Origin of the sequence: Neorhizobium sp. T25_13 (genome assembly GCF_002968675.1) — a bacterium.
In the GTDB taxonomy this organism is placed as follows: domain Bacteria; phylum Pseudomonadota; class Alphaproteobacteria; order Rhizobiales; family Rhizobiaceae; genus Neorhizobium; species Neorhizobium tomejilense.
Genome location: NZ_PVBI01000004.1, coordinates 294907 through 314203 on the forward strand (window position 1 = coordinate 294907; position 19297 = coordinate 314203).

General features: G+C 63.0%; 18 protein-coding genes. 12 read left to right on the forward strand and 6 right to left on the reverse strand.

Going from position 1 to position 19297, the window contains the following annotated elements; all coding sequences use genetic code 11:
* Positions 1–111 precede the first annotated feature (111 nt).
* The 4 genes from C5J22_RS11560 to C5J22_RS11575 all read left to right on the forward strand — a co-directional run bounded on the left by C5J22_RS11560 (position 112) and on the right by C5J22_RS11575 (position 3470).
* Positions 112–1629, forward strand: a complete 1518-nt coding sequence (locus C5J22_RS11560; RefSeq protein ID WP_105438331.1) for a PAS domain-containing sensor histidine kinase — start codon at positions 112–114, stop codon at positions 1627–1629.
* The gene (fixJ, locus tag C5J22_RS11565; protein WP_046667538.1) at positions 1616–2236 is read left to right on the forward strand and encodes a response regulator FixJ; all 621 of its coding nucleotides are present in this window, start codon (positions 1616–1618) and stop codon (positions 2234–2236) included. Before C5J22_RS11560 ends, fixJ begins: the two co-directional genes overlap by 14 nt.
* Positions 2237–2351: 115 nt before the next feature.
* Positions 2352–2702, forward strand: a complete 351-nt coding sequence (locus C5J22_RS11570; protein ID WP_172746597.1) for a transcriptional regulator — start codon at positions 2352–2354, stop codon at positions 2700–2702.
* Positions 2703–2819: 117 nt separating this feature from the next.
* On the forward strand, positions 2820–3470 hold the full coding sequence (locus tag C5J22_RS11575; RefSeq protein ID WP_105438333.1) for a helix-turn-helix domain-containing protein: 651 nt from the start codon (positions 2820–2822) through the stop codon (positions 3468–3470).
* Between the two features lie 174 nt (positions 3471–3644).
* On the opposite strand, the gene C5J22_RS11580 is transcribed toward C5J22_RS11575, so the two are convergent.
* The 5 genes from C5J22_RS11580 to C5J22_RS11600 form a co-directional block, all read right to left on the reverse strand.
* On the reverse strand, positions 3645–4382 hold the full coding sequence (locus C5J22_RS11580) for a copper homeostasis protein CutC (protein WP_105438334.1): 738 nt from the start codon (positions 4380–4382) through the stop codon (positions 3645–3647).
* Positions 4383–4439: 57 nt separating this feature from the next.
* A complete protein-coding gene (locus C5J22_RS11585; protein WP_105438335.1) occupies positions 4440–5459 on the reverse strand; it encodes an ROK family protein in 1020 nt (339 codons plus the stop codon).
* A complete protein-coding gene (locus C5J22_RS11590; RefSeq protein ID WP_105438336.1) occupies positions 5456–6322 on the reverse strand; it encodes an ABC transporter permease in 867 nt (288 codons plus the stop codon). The genes C5J22_RS11585 and C5J22_RS11590 overlap by 4 nt, the downstream gene beginning before the upstream one ends.
* On the reverse strand, positions 6322–7242 hold the full coding sequence (locus C5J22_RS11595; RefSeq protein ID WP_105438337.1) for an ABC transporter permease: 921 nt from the start codon (positions 7240–7242) through the stop codon (positions 6322–6324). Before C5J22_RS11595 ends, C5J22_RS11590 begins: the two co-directional genes overlap by 1 nt.
* Positions 7243–7329: 87 nt before the next feature.
* Positions 7330–8865 (reverse strand): ABC transporter substrate-binding protein, encoded by a 1536-nt coding sequence (locus C5J22_RS11600; RefSeq protein WP_105438338.1) that lies wholly within the window; start codon positions 8863–8865, stop codon positions 7330–7332.
* A 136-nt stretch (positions 8866–9001) separates the two neighbouring features.
* Between C5J22_RS11600 and C5J22_RS11605 the strand changes: the two genes are divergently transcribed.
* Both C5J22_RS11605 and C5J22_RS11610 read left to right on the forward strand, forming a co-directional pair.
* Entirely contained in the window at positions 9002–10144 is a 1143-nt protein-coding gene (locus C5J22_RS11605) for an ROK family transcriptional regulator (RefSeq protein ID WP_245440351.1), read from the forward strand.
* An 8-nt stretch (positions 10145–10152) separates the two neighbouring features.
* Positions 10153–11595, forward strand: a complete 1443-nt coding sequence (locus C5J22_RS11610) for a M81 family metallopeptidase (protein ID WP_105438339.1) — start codon at positions 10153–10155, stop codon at positions 11593–11595.
* 666 nt (positions 11596–12261) lie between these two features.
* On the opposite strand, the gene C5J22_RS11620 is transcribed toward C5J22_RS11610, so the two are convergent.
* Positions 12262–12936, reverse strand: coding sequence for a GntR family transcriptional regulator (locus tag C5J22_RS11620; RefSeq protein ID WP_105438340.1), 675 nt, complete (start codon positions 12934–12936; stop codon positions 12262–12264).
* A gap of 339 nt (positions 12937–13275) precedes the next feature.
* Here C5J22_RS11620 and C5J22_RS11625 point away from each other — a divergent pair, with 339 nt between their 5' ends.
* Genes C5J22_RS11625 through C5J22_RS11650 form a run of 6 tightly spaced genes read left to right on the forward strand, consistent with a single transcriptional unit; the run spans position 13276 to position 19296 of the window.
* A complete protein-coding gene (locus tag C5J22_RS11625; protein WP_105424247.1) occupies positions 13276–14403 on the forward strand; it encodes a BMP family ABC transporter substrate-binding protein in 1128 nt (375 codons plus the stop codon).
* A gap of 22 nt (positions 14404–14425) precedes the next feature.
* A complete protein-coding gene (locus C5J22_RS11630; RefSeq protein WP_105438341.1) occupies positions 14426–15556 on the forward strand; it encodes an ABC transporter permease in 1131 nt (376 codons plus the stop codon).
* Positions 15556–16482: an ABC transporter permease gene (locus C5J22_RS11635; protein WP_105438342.1), complete on the forward strand. Its 927-nt coding sequence runs from the start codon at positions 15556–15558 to the stop codon at positions 16480–16482. Before C5J22_RS11630 ends, C5J22_RS11635 begins: the two co-directional genes overlap by 1 nt.
* A 29-nt stretch (positions 16483–16511) precedes the next feature.
* On the forward strand, positions 16512–17528 hold the full coding sequence (locus tag C5J22_RS11640; protein WP_105438343.1) for a formamidase: 1017 nt from the start codon (positions 16512–16514) through the stop codon (positions 17526–17528).
* Between the two features lie 11 nt (positions 17529–17539).
* Positions 17540–18241 (forward strand): cysteine hydrolase family protein, encoded by a 702-nt coding sequence (locus tag C5J22_RS11645; protein WP_105438522.1) that lies wholly within the window; start codon positions 17540–17542, stop codon positions 18239–18241.
* Positions 18241–19296 (forward strand): ring-opening amidohydrolase, encoded by a 1056-nt coding sequence (locus C5J22_RS11650; protein WP_105438344.1) that lies wholly within the window; start codon positions 18241–18243, stop codon positions 19294–19296. Before C5J22_RS11645 ends, C5J22_RS11650 begins: the two co-directional genes overlap by 1 nt.
* Position 19297 lies beyond the last annotated feature (1 nt).

Sequence of the window (19297 nt, forward strand, 5' to 3'; positions counted from 1 at the left end):
GGACGCCGCATCCGCGCGCATGCTAGAACGAATTCGAGGATAGGCTGTCAGGTTTCAGATGCACACAGGAATGGGGTTCCTCCTGCAGACGATCGGCTTCGGGTAGGCATCATGGCTTCCAAGACGTTCGCCGAGAAGAAGGATGACTATATTCAGTCTTTCTTGAGTCGTCGGTTTTCCCCCGCCGAGGTTTATGTCATTGCGACCGTCGGCGTGCTGATCGCGTTCGGGCTGCGCATTTCGCTGCATGGCGTCCTCGACGAAAGGGCGCCTTTCACGTTCTTCATTCCGCCGATCCTGGTCGCCGCCCTTATCGGTGGCCTGCGGGCCTCGCTTTTCGCGGTGGCCCTTTCCGTTCTGGCAGGCTACATCATCAAGGAGTTGACGCCGCGGGGAGCCGTTTTTTCGGAAATGGCCATGCTCAGCTTCATTGGCGTGGTGATCGCGCTGCTCGGCGAAATCCTTCACTCCGCCCGAAAGGCGATCGGAAAAGCCCAGGCCAGGGCTGATTCCCGCGAAGCCCATCTTCGCTCCGTCCTCGACACCGTTCTCGATGCCAGCATCGTCAGCACAAGGGACGGGACGATCGTCTCCTTCAACGCCGCTGCAATCCGCCAGTTCGGCTACAGCGAAGAAGAGGTGGTCGGCCAGAACCTGCGCATGCTGATGCCGGAACCCTACCGCCGCGAACACGACGGCTATATGGAAAGGTATCTGAGGACCGGCGAGAAGCGAATCATCGGCATGGACCGCGTGGTCGTCGGGCGACGCAAGGACGGCTCGACCTTCCCGATGAAGCTTGCTGTCGGCGAGACCCATACCGGCGGGGAAACCTTCTTCACCGGCTTCGTCCGCGACCTGACCGAACGCGAGGAATCGGCCGCGCGCCTGCAGGAGATCCAAGGAGAACTCGCACGGCTCGCCCGCCTCAACGAAATGGGTGAAATGGCATCCACCCTCGCCCACGAACTGAACCAGCCCCTCTCGGCGATCGCCAACTATGTGCATGGTTGCGCACGCCTTTTGCGCGACATGGACGAAGCCGTGGCGGTGCGCATGCGCGAAGCGCTGGAAGAAACGGCGCATCAGTCACTCAGGGCAGGCCGGATCATCAAGCACCTCCGGGAATTCGTGACCAAGGGCGAGACCGAAAAGGCGCCGGAGAACATCCGGCGCCTGGTAGAAGAAGCCGGAGCCCTGGCGCTGGTCGGTTCGCGCGAAAAAGGTGTTCGGGCGATTTTCGAGTTCGCGCAAGGACCGGAAATGGTCACCGTTGACCGCATTCAGGTCCAGCAGGTGCTTACCAACCTGATGCGCAACGCCATCGAGGCGATGCGCGACAGCCCGCGGCGGGAACTGGTCATCCGCACCCTCCAGGAGGACGAAGACATGATCCAGGTGATCGTCCAGGATACCGGCCCCGGCATTCCCGAAGAGATCGCCGGGCAGCTTTTCAAACCCTTCGTCACCACCAAGGCCGGCGGCATGGGGATAGGGCTTTCGATTTCCAAGCGCATCGTCGAAGCGCATGGCGGCGAGATGACGGTGACGCGCAATGAGGCCGGAGGAGCGACGTTCCGTTTCACACTCCCGATCGACAAGGAGGAACGCGAGAATGCAGACGGGTGACTACACGATCCATATCGTCGACGACGAGGAGCCGGTCAGAAAGTCCCTTGCCTTCATGCTGACCATGAACGGCTTTGCCGTGCGCATGCATGAAACCGCCTCGTCCTTCCTGCAGTTCGCGCCGAGTGTGCGAAACGGCGTTCTGGTCACCGACCTCAGGATGCCGGACATGACCGGCGTCGAACTGATCCGCAAGCTGACCACCAGCCGGACCGGCATTCCTTCGATCGTCATCACCGGCCACGGCGACGTGCCGATGGCGGTGGAGGCGATGAAGGCAGGCGCCGTCGACTTCATCGAAAAACCGTTCGGCGACACGGTCATCATCGAAGCGATCCAGCGGGCGGCCGAGCTGCTGTCGGATAAAATGCTCGATACGGACGACCTGGCAGAGGTTCAGACGCGGCTTGAAAGCCTGAGCGACCGGGAGAGGCAGGTGCTGGCCGCCGTGGTGGCCGGCCTGCCGAACAAGTCGATCGCCTACGATCTCGACATAAGCCCCCGCACCGTCGAGGTGCACCGCGCCAACGTGATGGCCAAGATGAAGGCGAAAAGCCTGCCGCAACTCGTTCGCATGGCGATCGCTGCCGGTTTCGGCCCCAATTGAACGGCGGAAAAATATTGGAATTTCTTGATCTATCGCAAAGCGCCACTCCCCAGGCAGGCCCTAGATATCTGATTTGAGCGGCTCTCCGGCTGCCCCCACCCGCGCGGGAAGTTTGGTGTTATCACAAGCGAGAAGCATAGTCGTCATCGCGCCCGATCTCGGTCTCAGGCAGTCGTTGACATTCGCACTCGAGGTAGAGGGCTACCGGGTCGAGGCGCATGAATCCTGGCGCAAGAGCGCCGCCATCCTCGGTCCGACGCTTTGCATGATCATCGACGACCAGGTACTGCGCTCCTCGAGCGATATCCTGCAGCGCCTGCTCCAGTCGGGCCAGGCGGTGATCCTGCTCACCGACGGCATGTCTCCACCTATCGAAGGCGAGGCCGGCCCGGTCCTGAGCCTCGCCAAGCCGTTCAACGGCGCCGATCTTCTGGGTCTCGTCAAGAACCTTGCGCTCACGGCCTGAGCCGGATCGAAGCTGTCCTGCCACCCGCCCCTACGTAAATCCCCCTAGTGATACAACCCAATTTTTTCCCTGCACGTCTTCTGTCATCTTGAGACTACAGCAAGGGGAGACGTGAACATGCACACCGCAGCCGCTCATGCCACGAAGTTGGAGCTCACCAAGAGCCAGATCGTGATCGCACCCCAGGCCGCGGGTCTCTTCCGGGCCAATACCGTGACGACCTTCAATGCCGGTGCCGAAATCTACGCTCCCGGCGACAAGGCAGGTACATTCTATCACGTCGAATTCGGTGCCGTGCGGATCCACCGCCTGTTGTCGGACGGAAGGAGGCAGGTCATCGCCTTCCATCTGGCCGGAGAAACCTTCGGGTTCGAGGCTGACCGGACCCATAGTTTCTTTGCCGAAGCCATCGCCCCGACGGGCTTGCGTGCCATCAACCGGGCTGCCAACGACCAGGCCTTGCCGGAACTGCTTTCTCTGGCGCTGCGCGGCATGCTGCGCGCCCAGGAACATATCATGATGATCGGCCGCCAGACGGCGGTGGAACGGATCGCCGGCTTCCTCGTCGACATGGCGGAACGCCAGGGCGGGCTCGAATATTTCGACATACCCATGACCCGGCTTGATATAGCCGACTATTTAGGCCTGACGATCGAAACGGTGTCGCGCGTTTTCGCAAAACTCCGGACGGCCGGCCTTATCAAACTGCGGAGCATTCGTTGCATCGAGATCAAAAAGCACGAAGCACTCCGCAGCCTCTGCGCATGACAGTGAACGAAAGTGCATAGCAGTGCATGAGCGGACGGTGGCGGCCGTCCGCTGACCATGGAAGTGCCTATCTCCTCAATTTCGTAACATCCTCCCTCACTGCTAAGCGGCAGGTCATCGTCCCCCGGCGACCTGCCGCAAAGTCGTGCCTGCCGATCAGAAGACGATTGAGAATCAGTCCCGCGCCACTTCCAATTCGTCGAGCAAACTGCGCATCTGCCGGACGATCTCGCTGCTCGTCTCATGTGAAACAGGCGCCTGGAACCCGAAGGCAACGGCGCGTTCGTCCGTGCTTCCGACGGGCCGGCGGCAGGAGCTGTGGACCTCGTGCACGCCGGTTTCGCGAACCACCCGTTCGACAGTCGACAGATTGATGCCGCCGCCGGGCATGATCGACACCCTGTCCCGCGCCCGCTCCACCAGCATCTTCAACATCTCGGTACCATCCGGCCCACTGACCTTGAGGCCGGAGGTCAGGATGCGTTCGACACCGAGCGCGACCGCCTGTTCCAGGGCCTCGAACGGATCGGGCACCAGATCGAAGGCGCGGTGAAGCGTCACCCCAAGGCCTTGTGAATGCGCCATCAGTCGTTTGAGCAAGCCCATGTCGAGCGCCATGTCCGCTCGGCTCGCGCCGATCACGACGCCTGCAAGGCCCGCCGCCCGCACCGCATCGATATCCGCCATCATCGCCGCCTCGTTGTCGGCGTCGTAGACGAAGCTGCCGGCGCGGGGCCGGATGATCGCATAGACCGGGATCGGCGCCTTGGCGGCAAGCGCGATCATGCCCGGCGGCGGCGTCAGTCCGCCGACATCGAGTGCCGCGCAGAGTTCGATGCGGTTTGCGCCACCGGTAATGGCAGCCGCCAGACCTTCGGGACTATCGACGCAGACTTCGAGCAGGATGGACAGGATCAGTCTCCTTGATGACCGGCACTCTTGTAACAGCAGGCGCCGCTGAAAGGCGCTTTAATGACCTTGAACGGCACTCTCGCGACCGTAGCCGGCGCTTTGATGGCCGAGCACGGCGGCCCCGACCAGCCCGCCATCCTCTTGCCGGAGCGCCGGTGTCACCAGCGGGTGATCGAAGCGGTTGAGGATGCGCTTGCGCACCGCCCGGTCGAGCGCATCGATGAGCGGCGTGACCGAGGCAAGCCCGCCGCCGACCGGCACGATCGAGGCGCCGGTGACATTGACCGACAGCGCCAGCGGATCGGCGATCAGTTCGAGATAGACGGCGACGGTCCTTGCCGCCCTCGCCTCGTCCACCTGCCAATCCTCGAGGATCCGATAGCTCGTCTCCTCGCAGCCATGCAGGAAATGATGCAGCCGTTCGATGCCGCGCGCCCCACCGATCGTGTCGACGCAGCCGGACTGGCCGCAGCCGCAGGAAAAACGCGGAATATGCAGCGTCTCGCCGTCAAGCTCGACTGTCGTGTTGAGGATCGGTCCGTGACCCCACTCGCCGGTGACCCCGCCGGCCCCGCGCACCAGCCGCCCGTCGATCGCAAGCCCGCCGCCGATGCCGGTGCCCATGATGGCGCAGAAGACGACCGCATGGCCTCGCCCTACCCCCTCGTTGGCCTCGGCGAGCGTCAAACAGTCCGCGTCGTTTGCGGCCAGCACCGGCCGTCCGAGGATGGCAGACAGTTCGTCGCCGATCCGCCGCCCGGTAATGCAGGGTATATTGGCCGAGGTCGCGATGCCGCTTCTGGGATCGATGAGACCGGCAATCGACAGCGCCAGCGGCGAAGCCGGATCACCCGCCTGCGCATTGCGCTCGATAAGCGTCGCGAGAGAAGCCGCAAGATCGTCCCAATTGGCGGCAGGCGTCGCCACCTTCTCCAACGGCACCAGCGCGCCCGGCGCCGGCGAGACCGCAAATTTCATGAACGACCCACCGATATCGACGCAGAAGACCGGCTTTGCCGGCCCGACGCTGCCAATTGCTGGCTGGCCTGTCGTGCGGGGTGTGGCGGCGATGCTCATTTGCGCGGATCCAGAAGATCGCGAAGACCGTCGCCGAGAATGTTGAAGCCGAGCACGGTGATCATGATCGCAAGACCCGGAAACAGCGACATCCAGATGTTGAGGCCAAGATAGTTGCGGCCGTCGCTCATCATCGCACCCCACTCGGGAAGCGGCGGCTGGGCGCCGAGGCCGAGGAACGACAGGCTTGCAGCCGACAGGATGACCGTGCCGGCGGTCAGCGTCGACTGCACGATGATCGGCCCGATCGCGTTGCGCAGGATGTAATGGCTCATGATGCGGCGGCGCGAGATGCCGAGCGAGACGGCGGCTTCGACATAGTCCATGCGCTTCAGGCCCAGCGTCAGGTTTCGGCTGAGCCGGGCGTAGACCGGCACGGAGAAAATGGCAATGGCGATCAAAAGGTTGATCAGACTGGTGCCGAGCACGCTGACGATCAGGATGGCGAGCACGATGCCCGGAAAGGCAAACAGGATGTCCATCGTCCACATGATCGCCTGGTCGACATAACGGCCGCTCATGCCCGACAGGATGCCGAGCGGCACGCCGACCAGCACCGCCAGCCCGACGGCGAGAACCACCTCGGCCAAGGAAATGCGCGCTCCAAAAATGACGCGGGCGAAGATGTCGCGACCGTTGTCGTCGGTGCCGAACGGATGCGCCAGCGACGGCGGCTCCATGGTCGCCAGCAGGTCCTGCATATAAGGGTCCGCGGGTGCAATCAGCGGCGCGAAAATCGCGGCGAGTACGATGATGCCGATCAACAGGCTACCCAACGTGATGCTGCGATGCGTCGCCATCCAGCGAAGTCCCCGCAGAAGCGCCGACCGGCGCTGTACGATATCGGTATCGATAGACGCCATCAGTCGAACCTTATCTTCGGGTTGAGGACGGCGATCAGCAGCTCGGCGAGAAAATTCATCATCACCACGCCGGTGACCGCGACCAGCGTCACGCCCTGGATGACCGGATAATCCCGGTAGCGCACCGCATCAACGAGGAAACGTCCGATACCCGGCCAGTTGAAGACCGATTCGGTCACGACAGCGCCGCCCATCAGGCTGCCGAAATTCAAGCCTACGATGGTGATGATCGGGATGAGCGCATTGCGCAGCGCATGGCTCCAGTAGATGTTCCTCGGCAAGACGCCCTTGGCATAGGCGGTGCGGATATAATCCTGGCTCATCACCTCGATCATGCTGGAGCGCGTCATGCGGGCGATGACGGCCGTCGGCAGCACGGCAAGCGTGATCGACGGCAGGATGAAGCTTTTCCACGAGCTGGCGCCGAGCAGCGGCAGCCAGCCGAGCTGTACGGAAAACGTATTCATCGCCATCAGCGCCAGCCAGAAATTGGCGATCGAGGCGCCGGCAATGGCAAGAATCATGACGAACTGGTCCGGCCAGCCGTGCCGGTAGATCGCCGCAATCATCCCGGCCGGCACGCCGATGCCGATGGCGATCAGATAGGCGGTGATCGCGAGCCCGATGGTGAACGGCAGGCGCTCGGCAATTTCGGCGACGACCGGCAGTTTCGACTTGATCGAGGTGCCGAGGTCGCCTCTCACCGCTCCATAGGCGAACGAGGCATATTGCGCCGGCAGGCTGCGGTCGAGGCCAAGCCGGACGGTCATGTTGTCGACCGCCTCCTGGGTCGCCTCGGGTCCGGCCATCAGCCGCGCCGGATCGCCCGGCAGCGCGCGGATGGCCACGAAGACCAGCAGCGAAACGCCGACCAGGATCAACGGCAGAGCCAGCAATTTCTTGAGGATATAGGCTTTCATGCGCCTGTCCTGGAGCCCGGTTTCCCGGCCCCATGTTTCATAAAAGGAAACGGCGGACGGATTTCTCCACCCGCCGTACTGTTGATATTACTTCTTGGCGTCTTTCACGACGATCAGGCCGCCCGGAATGACCCAGGCACCCTTCACGCTGGCGCGCGTCGCGAACAGGTCCTGCTTGGTATAGAGCAGAACATGCGGAGCCTGCTCGTTCACTTGCCTCTGGGCATCGACATAGATCGCGTTGCGCGCCTTCTCGTCGAGCGTAGAGGCGGCCTTGTCGATCAGTTCGTCAAGCTTTGCGTCAGTGAAGAAGCCGAGGTTGGCGCCGGCCGGCGACGCGCTCTTCGAGTAATAGAGCGGGCGGAACTGCAGGTCGGCGCCGTTGACGCCGGAAGACCACGAAGCGATCGACGAACCGATATTGTCCTTCTCCTTGCCGGCCGGATCCTGGAAAGCCGCCTTCGACCAGACGCCGCCTTCCATCTTGCGCACGTCCAGCTTGACGCCGGCCTTGGCCCACATCGCCTGCAGCAGTTCGCCGATGCGCGATTCCTGCTCCTGCACGATGGTCGACATCGCGAAACCATCCGGATAACCGGCCTCCTTCAGGAGCTGCTTGGCCTTCTCGATATTGTACGGATAGGGATTGAGCGTCTTGTCGTAACCGGGAGTGACCGGGGCGAGCGGCGAGTTGGCCGGCGTCGCATAACCGTTCATGAACGCCTTGACGAGGCCCTCGCGGTCGGTCGCATAGTTCAGCGCCTGGCGGACGCGAACGTCGTCGAGCGGCTTCAGCTTGGTGTTGAGCGAGACCCAGAACACGGCCGACCCGTCGGTCGTCGAGAGCTTCATCTCGGGGTTTGCCTTGACTTGTGCGGCAAAGGCGGCCGGGAACGGGTTGATCACATCGGCGTCGCCCGTCTGCAGGGCCATGTTCATGACCGAAGGCTCGCCGGTCCAGGTCCACTTGATCTGGTCTTCGCCCTTCGGCGCGCCGCCCCACCATTCGGAATTCTTGGCCTGCAGCACATATTCGCCGGACTTGTATTCCTGGAGCTTGTAGGGACCGGTGCCGACCGCCTTGGAGCCGACCGTGCCAGCGGCATCGGCGGTCGGGCTGACCATCAGGCAGGGACCGGTCGTGAGTAGCGCGAGGAAGGCCGGATATTGTGTCTTCAGCTTGAACTGAACAGTCGTCGGGTCGACGGCGGTGACACCTTCGAGGAAGGTGCGCAACCGGCCGCTGGCGGCAAGGCCGCGCTTGGTATCGAGGTGGCGGGCGAAATTCTTGACCACGGCGTCGGCATCGAAGGCCGTGCCGTCATGGAATTTTACGCCCGGACGCAGCTTGAAGGTCCAGACCAGACCGGAAGCGTCCGCCGACCATTCGGTGGCAAGCGCGGGCTTCAGCGACAGGTCGGGATCGCGCTTGACGAGGCCTTCATACATCGGGTCGAGCAGGGCTGCGGTATAGGTCGCGGTCTGGTCACCCGGATCCATGGAACGCGGAGCTTCGGTCTGCATCACGTTGAGCGTCGCGGCACTGGCCGCAATCGGAAACACGAGGTTGCCGGCAACCGCGCAGGCAAGCGTGAAATGACGGCTTTTCAGGAACATGGTCATGGTCGTTCACCCTTGGTTTTGTTGACACGAGGGCGGTCATTGCCGCCTTAGATCATTTTTATAATTTATTGGCGTTGATTTGTTCATTTTCTGAACTTAGTGTCAACCCACCTTCACAAACAGAAAAACAGCCGCCTTGAACGCTCTGCTCACCTCCTCCCAGCGCCAGCTTGTGCGCGTCATCAGCGAGTCCGGCCCGCTCAGCCGGACCGAGATGGCGAACCTGCTAGGCCTCAGCAAAGCGGCAATGAGCGGCATTGCCCGCGACCTGATCGACCTCGGCGTGCTGCACGAGACGGAGACGGTCTACGGCCAGGGCCGCCCGTCGGTGCGGCTCGACCTGCATCCGGAATGCGCCTTCTTCGTCGGCATCTCGCTGCTCGAAGACCCGGCGCCGATGATCCTCAGCGATCTCAACGGCAAGATCATCGCCCGCCAGTCGATGCCGTTGTCGCGCGATCCGCATGTCATCGCCGAAGCGATCACCGAGGGCCTGCCGAGCCTTCTCGAAGCCCATCCGGACGCCCGGGAAAAACTCTCGGGCATCGGCGTCGCGCTGTCGGGCTTCGTCGATGAATCCCAGGCCAATTGCGTGCAGTCCACCCTGCTTGGCTGGCAGGACGTGCCACTCGCAAAGATCATCCGCGAACGCTCCGGCGTCGAAACCTTCATCGAGAACGACGCAAAGGCTGTCGCCGTCAGCGAAAAGCTGTTCGGCAGCGCCCGCGAAATCCAGAGTTTCAGCGTCGTCTCGCTCGGCGATGGCATCGGCTGTGCCCATTTCATCGACGGCAAACTCTATCGCGGCAATCACGGCGGCGCCGGCGAGATCGCCCATTGCACCATCGAGCCCGGCGGTTCCCCCTGTCGCTGCGGCAAGCGCGGCTGCCTCGACACCGTCTCCTCCATGAAGGCGATCAAGGAAATGTCGCGCGCCGAGGGGCTCGAATGCACCTCGCTATCGGATATCGAATACGAGGCCTCGACCGGCAACGCCGCGGCGATCCGCATCCTGCACCGCGCCGGCTCGGCGCTCGGGCTGGCGATCGCCAACCTCATCCAGATCAACGACCCCGGCCTGATCCTGATCACCCATGTCGAAGGCTCGTTCGACGGCCTGTTCGGCACGGTGGTCAACCAGGCCATCGAAACCAACGTGCTGCCGCGTTACGCCGGCCAGACGCCGATCCGCATCAAGCGCGTCGATGGCGATGTCTGGGCGCGGGGCGCTGCCAGCATCGCGGCCCATAATTTCCTGATCGGCCCCAACTCCAACTGAGGTTTCCCATGCGTATCGCTGTCGGCGGCATCCATATCGAATGCAGCACCTACAATCCCGTCCTCAACGAGGAAAAGGATTTTCGCGTCGTGCGCGGCGACGACCTGACGGCAGCGCCCTATTTCGCCTTCCTCAAGGATTACGACGCCGAATTTCTGCCGACCATCCATTGCCGCGCCATAGCCGGCGGCCCGGTCTCCCGCTCCACCTATGAGCGCTTCAAGGCCGAATTCCTCGATCGCCTGAAGCCGTTGCTGCCGCTGGACGGTCTCTATCTGGCCATGCACGGCGCCATGTATGTTCAGGGCATGGAGGACGCCGAGGGCGACTGGATCACCGCCGCCCGCGATCTGGTCGGCCCGGACTGCACGATCTCGGCCAGCTACGACCTGCACGGCAATGTCAGCCAGCGGATCATCGATGCGCTCGACATGTATTCCACCTACCGCACCGCGCCGCATATCGATGTCGAGGAGACCATGCGCCGCTCGGTAAAGATGTTGGTCGAAAGCCTGAAGACCGGCGTCAAGCCGGTGCTGCTCTGGGCGCCGATCCCGGTCGTGCTGCCGGGCGAGCGCACCTCGACCGTCGATGAGCCGGCCAAAAGCCTCTACGAGATGATGCCGGAAATCGATGCGATCGACGGCGTCTGGGATGCCTCGCTGATGGTCGGCTACGTCTGGGCCGACGAACCGCGCGGCACCGCCGCCGCGATCATGACCGGCACCGACCGCGCCGTGCTTGAGCGGGAAGCCAGGCGCGTCGCAAAAGCCTATTGGGATGCCCGCGAAAAATTCGTGTTCGGCTGCGAGACCGGCTCGATTGAGGAGTGCGTCGACAAAGCGATCGCCGCCAAGACTGCTCCGGTGGTTCTTGCCGAATCCGGCGACAATCCGACCGGCGGCGGTGTCGGCGATCGCGCCGAAGTGCTGGCCGACCTGATCGCGAAAAAGGCAACCGGCGTCATCTTCGCCGGCATCGCCGACAAGGCGGCGACAGAGGCCTGCTATGCCGCCGGCATCAGCGCCGAACTCGATCTCTCGATCGGCGCTTCGCTCGACACGATCGGCAGCAAGCCGGTTCAGGCCAGAGTGAAGGTGCAGTTCCTGCACGAGACGTCCGAGCTTGCCGACCGGCAGGCCGTTGTCACGATCGGCGGCATCGAACTGGTCCTCTCCGCCAAACGCCGCCCCTACCACTACATCGCCGATTTCACCCGCCTTGGCCTCGATCCAAACGGCGCCAAGATCATCGTCGTGAAGTCGGGCTATCTCTCGCCCGAACTGGCGCCGATTGCCAACCCGAACCTGATGGCCCTGTCGCCCGGCGTCGTCGACCAGTTCGTCGAGCGCCTGGAACGCCACCGCAAGCTGAAGCCGACCTACCCCTTCGACAAGGATTTTGCCTACGAGCCGCAGGTGTTTGTCTCGGCGCGTTCGGCGGGGCGGTGACTTTAGAGGCCTGCCGACCAGATCGGCAATCTGCGGAGTTCTCGGTCGTTCAACCAGCCGCCGCCACACACTCCCTCATCCCTGTGCTTGTCACAGGGATCCAGTGCACCCAAGTCCTTGGGTGCGAAAGACTCTTCTCACGGCGCAGACGCGCCGTGGCTGGATTCCTGTGACAAGCACAGGAATGAGGAATTGGAGGCTGGCGCTCAATCACCAAAGGTGACGCAGAAAGTGCCTTGGCCTTGCTCACTTGCCCCGACGATCCAAAAGGTACCCAAAGAATAGCGCCCCAAACGGGGACACTTTCGGCGCCTCCTAAAAATTCCCCTACCGGCATTCAAGCACTTAGCCTCATTCGCTTCCCCGTCCGTCCCCGCGTCCCGCAACGACCCGCATAATCCTGCCGTCATCGGATGGGAAACCGGGTTCGCGAACCGGCCGCATCATCCGGCTCGCAAGGTCCGGTTTCCGGTGACGGTCGAGGAAGCGGCTTAAGGGGCCTGACAATCCCCGGAACCGCAAAACGGCCGGGGCAGGCGGACAGCCTGAATACCCAATACTCCGAAATACCCCGCCTGCCCCACTCCCGCAGAACGCAACCGCCGGATTTTCATCCGCGCGGCCAAAAGTGCTGTCTGGAAAAGAGGTGGTGACGTCGACGGCCGCCTACTCCCCGGCCGTCGCAAACACGGCGCTGGCGTCGCTGACGATCGCCACATGCGAATAGGCCGCCTGCCCTGCCGCAACCGCATCAGCGCGCATGATCGCCATGACGACCTGGTCATGCTCTTCATAGGATTTCGCAAGGCGTCCCGGCAGGCGGAATTGCGCGCGGCGGAAAGGGGCGAGCCGCGCCCGCGTCTGGGTCACCATTTCGAAGACGTGGTCGTTATGGGCGCCGCGATAAAGCCTTGTGTGGAATTCGGTATTGTGCGCGGCGTATTCCTCTTCCGCGCCTGAATGCACCAGCCGCATCGAGCCGCGATGGTCGAGTTCCAGCGCTCGCCGCTCGTCCACCGTCATCCGCTCCGCCGAGAGCCGCGCGCAAATACCTTCGAGCTCGGCCATCGCCTCGAACATCGAGTGGAGATGGGTCTCGGTGACGTTGGTGACGACGGCGCTGCGGTTCGGCTCGCGCCCCACAAGCCCCATGGCACCGAGTTCGCGCAGAGCCTCGCGCACCGGCGTGCGGGACACCTCGAAGCGTGAGGCGAGCGAGATTTCGTCGAGCTTCTCGCCCGGCAGGAGGGCGCCGGTGACGATCATGTCGGCAATCGCCCGCACCATCTGCTCGACGGTGGTTCCGGTACGGATGACTTCTCTGCGCCTGGCCTGCTTCACGGGACGATTCTACTTGACCTTACAATTTGCATACAGATGACGTTCCGGACTCCATAAGTCAAATAACGCCGCCAACGTCACGGTAACTTTCAGCTTTCCGATGTTGGAAAGGCACCACCGGCGATTGCCGTATTGCTCCTCTGGAGGATTGCTGAACAAATAATAACTATTGATTATTTCTTAAGCGAAAATGCGATGAATCTGTATGCACTTTTCATCGCAGAGTTTTGGTGCTTTAAAATTTCCGTTCAATAACAATGACTTGTGTTCTGGCACGCACATTGCATGCACTTTACTGTACCCGTTCGAAACCGGCCCAGAGCCGCAAGGAGCATGCCGATGACCAAACTCCTTCCCATGAACCGCCGCAATTTCCTCCAGGCTTCCGCCGCCGGCCTGGCTGCTGGTGCCGTCCCCGGCCTGATCGGCTCGCAGGCCATGGCGCAGACGGCGCTGACCGTCGGCTTCATCTATGTCGGCCCGAAGGACGACTATGGCTACAACCAGGCGCATGCCGAGGGTGCCGCCGTCATCAAGAAGATGCCGGGCATCACGCTGGTCGAAGAGGAAAACGTTCCGGAAACCGTCGACGTCCAGAAGACCATGGAGTCGATGATCAACCTCGACGGTGCCACCCTGCTCTTCCCGACCTCGTTTGGTTATTTCGACCCCCATATGCTGGCGATGGCCGCGAAATACCCGAAGGTGCAGTTCCGCCATTGCGGCGGTCTGTGGACCGAGGGCAAGAACCCGATGAACACCGGCTCCTATTTCGGCTATATCGGCCAGGGCCAGTATCTGAACGGCATTGCCGCGGCCTATGCGACCAAGAGCAAGAAGATCGGCTTCGTTGCCGCCAAGCCCATTCCGCAGGTGGTCCAGAACATCAATTCCTTCCTGCTCGGCGCCCGTTCGGTCGATCCGACCATCACCTGCCAGGTGATCTTCACCGGTGAATGGTCGCTCGCCGTCAAGGAAGCCGAAGCCACCAATGCGCTGGTCGATCAGGGCGCCGACGTCATCACCTGCCATGTGGACAGCCCGAAGGTGGTCGTCGAGACCGCCGCCCGTCGCGGCGCCTTCGTCTGCGGCTACCATGCGGACCAGAGCGCGCTTGCCAAGGACAAATACCTGACCGGCGCCGAATGGGCCTGGGGCAATGTCTATACCAACTTCATCAAGGCGGCCCAAAGCGGCGGCAAGCTCGGCAATTTCGTCCGCGGCGGCCTGAAGGACGGCTTCGTCAAGATGAGCCCGCTCGGACCCGCCGTTTCCGCCGAGGGTCGCAAGAAGTTCGAGGCGACGCTTGCCGAAATCATGACCGGCAAATTCTCGGTCTTCAAGGGCCCGATCAAGGACAACAAGGGCAATGTCGTCGTCACCGCCGGCAAGTCGTTTGCCGAGGATGCAATCGAACTCGAAAGCATGGGTTACCTGGTCGAGGGCGTCGTCGGGTCCACGTCCTGATCTCGAGGTGAAGGAGAAGCGCATGACCGTCGAAGCGAACGATCCGGGACTATCGATAGCAACGGGGAGCGGTGCTTCGCTGCGCCCCGTCCTCGAATGGCTGGCGCGACGGGCTGAACCCGTGGCGATCGGGCTCGTGGCGATCCTGATCGGCCTGGCGCTTTTCTCCCTCTTCATCCTGGCGATCGGCAAGTCGCCGGTCACCCTTTTCCAGCTGATGTACACGGGCGGTTTCGGAAGCTGGTTCTCGATCCAGAACAGCCTTTCCCGCGCTGCCCCCCTGCTGCTGACCGCGCTCTGCGTCGCGCTGCCGGCGAGGCTCGGCCTCGTCATCATCGGGGCGGAGGGCGCCGTCGTGCTGGGTGGCGTCGCGGCGGCGGCCAGCGCCATGCCCTTCATCGGCATCGTGCCGCCGATCGTGCTCTTCATCTTCATGGGGTTTGCCGCCATGGTGGTCGGCGGTATCTGGATCGGCTTTGCCGGTTTCCTGCGCCACTATCGCGGCGTCAACGAGACGATCTCCTCGCTGCTTCTGGCCTATATCGCGATTGCCCTGATGAACCAGTTCGTCGAAGGGCTGCTGCGCGATCCCGCGAGCCTCAACAAGCCCTCCACCAAACCTCTGCCGAAGGAATACATGCTCGGCCAGATCCCCGGCATGGATGTCCACTGGGGCCTCGTCATTGGCGTCGTCGCCTGCATCCTCTCCTGGGTGCTGATCGAGATCACCAGCTTCGGCTTTGCGGCCCGCATCGCCGGCGGCAATGTGCGGGCTGCGCAGATCCAGGGCCTGCCGGTCGGAAAGCTGATCGTCGGCTTCACCGCCATTGCCGGCGGTTTCGCGGGCCTGGCGGGCATGATCGAGGTCGCGGCGGTGCAGGGCAGCGCCAACGCCTCGCTGGCCGCCGGTTACGGTTATACCGGCATCCTCGTCGCCTTCCTGGCACGCCACAATCCGCTGGCGATCATCCCGGTCGCCATCCTGCTCGGCGGCATCGCCGCGTCGGGCGGCCTGATCCAGCGGCGGATGGGCTTGCCCGATGCGACCGTGCTCGTGCTCCAGGGCACGCTGTTCATCGTCATCCTCTTCTGCGAGACCTTTTACGGCCGCTTCAAGATCTTCAATCCCGACCTCTGGAAAAGGAGCCTCTGATGGAAGACACAGGTATCGGCCTCTGGGGCGTGCCGCTGGCGATCTTCGCAGGCGCCATCCGCGTTTCCACCCCGTTCATCTTCGTCTCGCTCGGGGAGACGATCACCGAGCGCTCCGGCCGCATCAATCTGGGGCTCGAAGGCACCCTCGTTTTCGGCGCCATGACTGCCTATGCGGTGGCTGTGATGACCGGTTCGCCGACCTTGGGCGTGCTGGCGGCGATGGCGACCGGCGCCCTGTTCGGCACGATCCACGGCTGGATCTGTAAATGGCCCAAGGTCAACGACATCGCCATCGGCATTGCGATGATGCAGTTCGGCCTGGGCCTCGCCTTCTTCCTGGGAAAATCCTTCATCCAGCCGGTGGCGCCGAAACTGCCCTCCATCCCGCTCGGCGGCTGGTCGGCGACACCACAGGTGCAGGCGGCCCTCAACATCAACGTGCTGTTCTTCATCGGCGCCGCACTCGCCCTCTTCCTGTTCTGGGCCTTCAAGAACACCCGTATCGGCTTGATCCTGCGCGTCGTCGGCGACAGCACCGATGCCGCGCGCGCCATGGGCATCAGCCCGGACCGGGTGCGGCTGCTGGCGACTGCCGCCGGTGGTTCGCTGGCGGCGATCGGCGGCGCCTATCTGTCGCTCTATTATCCCGGTTCCTGGAACGAGGGCATTTCCTCCGGACAAGGGTTGATGGCCGTGGCGCTGGTGATCTTCGCCCGCTGGAACCCGATCGGCTGCTTCCTCGCCGCCCTGCTCTTCGGCGGTGCCGGCGCGCTTGGGCCTGCCCTGCAATCGGTCGGCGTCACGCAGGGCTATTACCTGTTCTATGCGGCGCCTTACGTGCTCACCCTCATCATCCTGATTGCCACCTCCTCGCCCACCCGCTCGCTTGCCGGCGCGCCGGGCGCGCTGTCGCTGACGAAATAAGGGAGACCGGTCATGAACGGGCATATTCTATGAACGGGCTCGGCGGCCTCAACAAATCGGAGCACGGCGTCGGTATCGGCCTCGTCCAGCTCCAGCTTCCGGTGACTGTCACCAGGGCGGATCTCGCCCGGCAGACACAGGTGATCGTCGATCTCGTCGCCAAGGCCCGGCGCAACCAGCCTGGCATGGATCTCGTCGTCTTTCCCGAATACGCGCTGCACGGGCTTTCGATGGATATCAATCCGGAGATCATGTGCACGCTGGACGGCCCGGAAGTCGCAGCGTTCCGGAAGGCCTGCAAGGAAAACAGCATCTGGGGCTGCTTCTCGATCATGGAGCTCAATCCCGGCGGCATGCCCTACAATTCCGGCATCGTCATCGACGGTAACGGCGACTTGAAGCTCTATTACCGCAAGATGCACCCCTGGGTGCCTGTGGAACCCTGGGAGCCGGGCGATTTCGGCATTCCGGTGATCGACGGACCGAAGGGCGCAAAACTCGCCCTGATCATCTGCCATGACGGCATGTTCCCGGAAATGGCCCGCGAGTGCGCCTACAAGGGCGCCGAGATCATGATCCGCACCGCCGGTTACACCGCGCCGATCCGCGAGAGCTGGAAATTCACCAACCAGTCGAACGCCTTCTGCAACCTGATGGTGACGGCGAGTGTGTGCATGTGCGGTTCGGACGGCACGTTCGATTCCATGGGCGAAGGCATGGTCTGCAATTTCGACGGCACGATCATCGCCCACGGCACGTCCGGCCGCGTCAACGAGATCATCACCGCCGAAGTGCGGCCCGATCTGGTACGCGAGGCGCGGCTCGGCTGGGGCGTCGAGAACAACATCTACCAGTTCGGCCATCGCGGTTACGTCGCGGTCGCAGGCGGCGCCGGCGATGCGCCCTACACCTACATGCACGACCTGATCGCCGGGAAATACCGGCTGCCCTGGGAGGACGCGGTGAAGGTCACCGACGGCACCTCCTGCGGCTTCGACAAACCCGTGCGGTCTTACGGCGAGACATTCAAGCTGGCTGGCGAATAGGAGAGACAATGATGGACGCGATGGTTGAAACCAAAGGGCATTATATCGACGCCGATCCCTATGCCTGGCCCTATAACGGCGACCTGAGACCTCAGAACACCGCCCTCATCATCATCGACATGCAGACCGATTTCTGCGGCAAGGGCGGTTATGTCGACCACATGGGTTACGACCTGTCGCTGGTGCAGGCGCCGATCGAGCCGATCAAACGCGTCCTCGCCGCCATGCGCGCAAAAGGCTATCACATCATCCACACCCGCGAGGGCCACAGGCCCGATCTCGCCGACCTGCCCGCCAACAAGCGCTGGCGCTCGCAGCGCATCGGCGCCGGCATCGGCGATCCCGGCCCCTGCGGCCGTATCCTCACCCGCGGTGAGCCCGGCTGGGATATCATCCCGGAACTCTATCCGATCGAAGGCGAAGTCATCATCGACAAGCCGGGCAAGGGCTCCTTCTGCGCCACCGACCTGGAACTCATCCTCAACCAGAAGCGCATCGAAAACATCGTGCTGACCGGCATCACCACCGATGTCTGCGTCTCGACGACGATGCGCGAGGCGAACGACCGCGGCTTCGAATGCCTGATGCTCGAGGACTGCTGCGGCGCCACCGACTACGGCAACCACCTCGCCGCCATCAAGATGGTCAAGATGCAGGGCGGCGTCTTCGGCTCCGTCTCCAATTCCGAAGCACTCGTGAAGGCCCTGCCCTGATGCCTTCGCTGCGTGCCCACGTCTATCGCATATCCGCCGACGGCCCGGACGATGTCGCCGGCGTCGAGGCGCTGTTTGCGGGCGGCCTTGCGGCGAAGAACGTCGTTGCGGTGCTCGGCAAGACCGAAGGCAACGGCTGCGTCAACGATTTCAGCCGTGGATACGCGACCCGCAGCTTCGAAGACCTGTTCCACAGGCATGGTGTCGATGGGGTTTTGACCGTCATGTCGGGTGGAACCGAAGGCGCGCTGTCGCCGCACTGGACGATCTTCACCCGCGAAACTGTGGAAGCGCCCGGCGAACGAGCGCTTGCAATCGGTGCCTCCCGCACACCCGTTCTGCCCACCCATCATCTCGGACGCCGGCAACAGGTTCTGCTCGTCGCCGACGGGGTCAGGGCGGCAATGCGGGATGCCGATATCGACGACCCGGCGGATGTGCATTTCGTCCAGATCAAATGCCCGCTGCTGACGTCGCGCCGGATCTCCGAGGCGGAGGCCGCGGGCGCCACCGTCGCGACCCGCGACACGCTGAAGTCGATGAGCCTGTCGCGCGGCGCCTCCGCGCTCGGCGTCGCGGTGGCGCTCGGCGAGGTCGACGAAGCGGAAATCGCCGATGCCGATATCGGTATCCGTTTTGACCTCTTCTCGAATTGCGCCTCGACTTCGGCCGGTGTCGAACTGATCGACCACGAGATCATCGTCCTCGGCATGAGTTCCCGGTGGTCCGGCCCGTTCGCGATTGATCATGCCGTCATGGAAAACGCGATCGACGCACGTTCCGTCCGCTGGGCGCGTGAACGCTTGCCGGAAAACAGCCGCCTTGCAGCGGTTCTCGCCAAGGCCGAGCCGGACCCTTCCGGCAAGATCGGCGGCAAGCGCCATACTATGCTGGACGATTCCGACATTTCCGGCACCCGCCACGCCCGCGCTTTCGTCGGCGGCGTTCTCGCGGGCGTTTTCGGCATGACCGACCTCTACGTCTCGGGCGGCGCCGAGCATCAGGGACCACCCGGCGGCGGCCCCGTCGCTATTATCGTCGAAAAGGAGACTTGAA

Bases quoted from the DNA above. Each gene is read 5' to 3' on its own strand.
- C5J22_RS11560 (WP_105438331.1), top strand. From the start codon at position 112: ATGGCTTCCAAGACGTTCGCCGAGAAGAAGGATGACTATATTCAGTCT.
- fixJ (WP_046667538.1), top strand. From the start codon at position 1,616: ATGCAGACGGGTGACTACACGATCCATATCGTCGACGACGAGGAGCCG.
- C5J22_RS11575 (WP_105438333.1), top strand. From the start codon at position 2,820: ATGCACACCGCAGCCGCTCATGCCACGAAGTTGGAGCTCACCAAGAGC.
- C5J22_RS11585 (WP_105438335.1), bottom strand. From the start codon at position 5,459: ATGAGCATCGCCGCCACACCCCGCACGACAGGCCAGCCAGCAATTGGC.
- C5J22_RS11590 (WP_105438336.1), bottom strand. From the start codon at position 6,322: ATGGCGTCTATCGATACCGATATCGTACAGCGCCGGTCGGCGCTTCTG.
- C5J22_RS11595 (WP_105438337.1), bottom strand. From the start codon at position 7,242: ATGAAAGCCTATATCCTCAAGAAATTGCTGGCTCTGCCGTTGATCCTG.
- C5J22_RS11600 (WP_105438338.1), bottom strand. From the start codon at position 8,865: ATGACCATGTTCCTGAAAAGCCGTCATTTCACGCTTGCCTGCGCGGTT.
- C5J22_RS11610 (WP_105438339.1), top strand. From the start codon at position 10,153: ATGCGTATCGCTGTCGGCGGCATCCATATCGAATGCAGCACCTACAAT.
- C5J22_RS11625 (WP_105424247.1), top strand. From the start codon at position 13,276: ATGACCAAACTCCTTCCCATGAACCGCCGCAATTTCCTCCAGGCTTCC.
- C5J22_RS11630 (WP_105438341.1), top strand. From the start codon at position 14,426: ATGACCGTCGAAGCGAACGATCCGGGACTATCGATAGCAACGGGGAGC.
- C5J22_RS11635 (WP_105438342.1), top strand. From the start codon at position 15,556: ATGGAAGACACAGGTATCGGCCTCTGGGGCGTGCCGCTGGCGATCTTC.
- C5J22_RS11640 (WP_105438343.1), top strand. From the start codon at position 16,512: ATGAACGGGCTCGGCGGCCTCAACAAATCGGAGCACGGCGTCGGTATC.
- C5J22_RS11645 (WP_105438522.1), top strand. From the start codon at position 17,540: ATGGACGCGATGGTTGAAACCAAAGGGCATTATATCGACGCCGATCCC.
- C5J22_RS11650 (WP_105438344.1), top strand. From the start codon at position 18,241: ATGCCTTCGCTGCGTGCCCACGTCTATCGCATATCCGCCGACGGCCCG.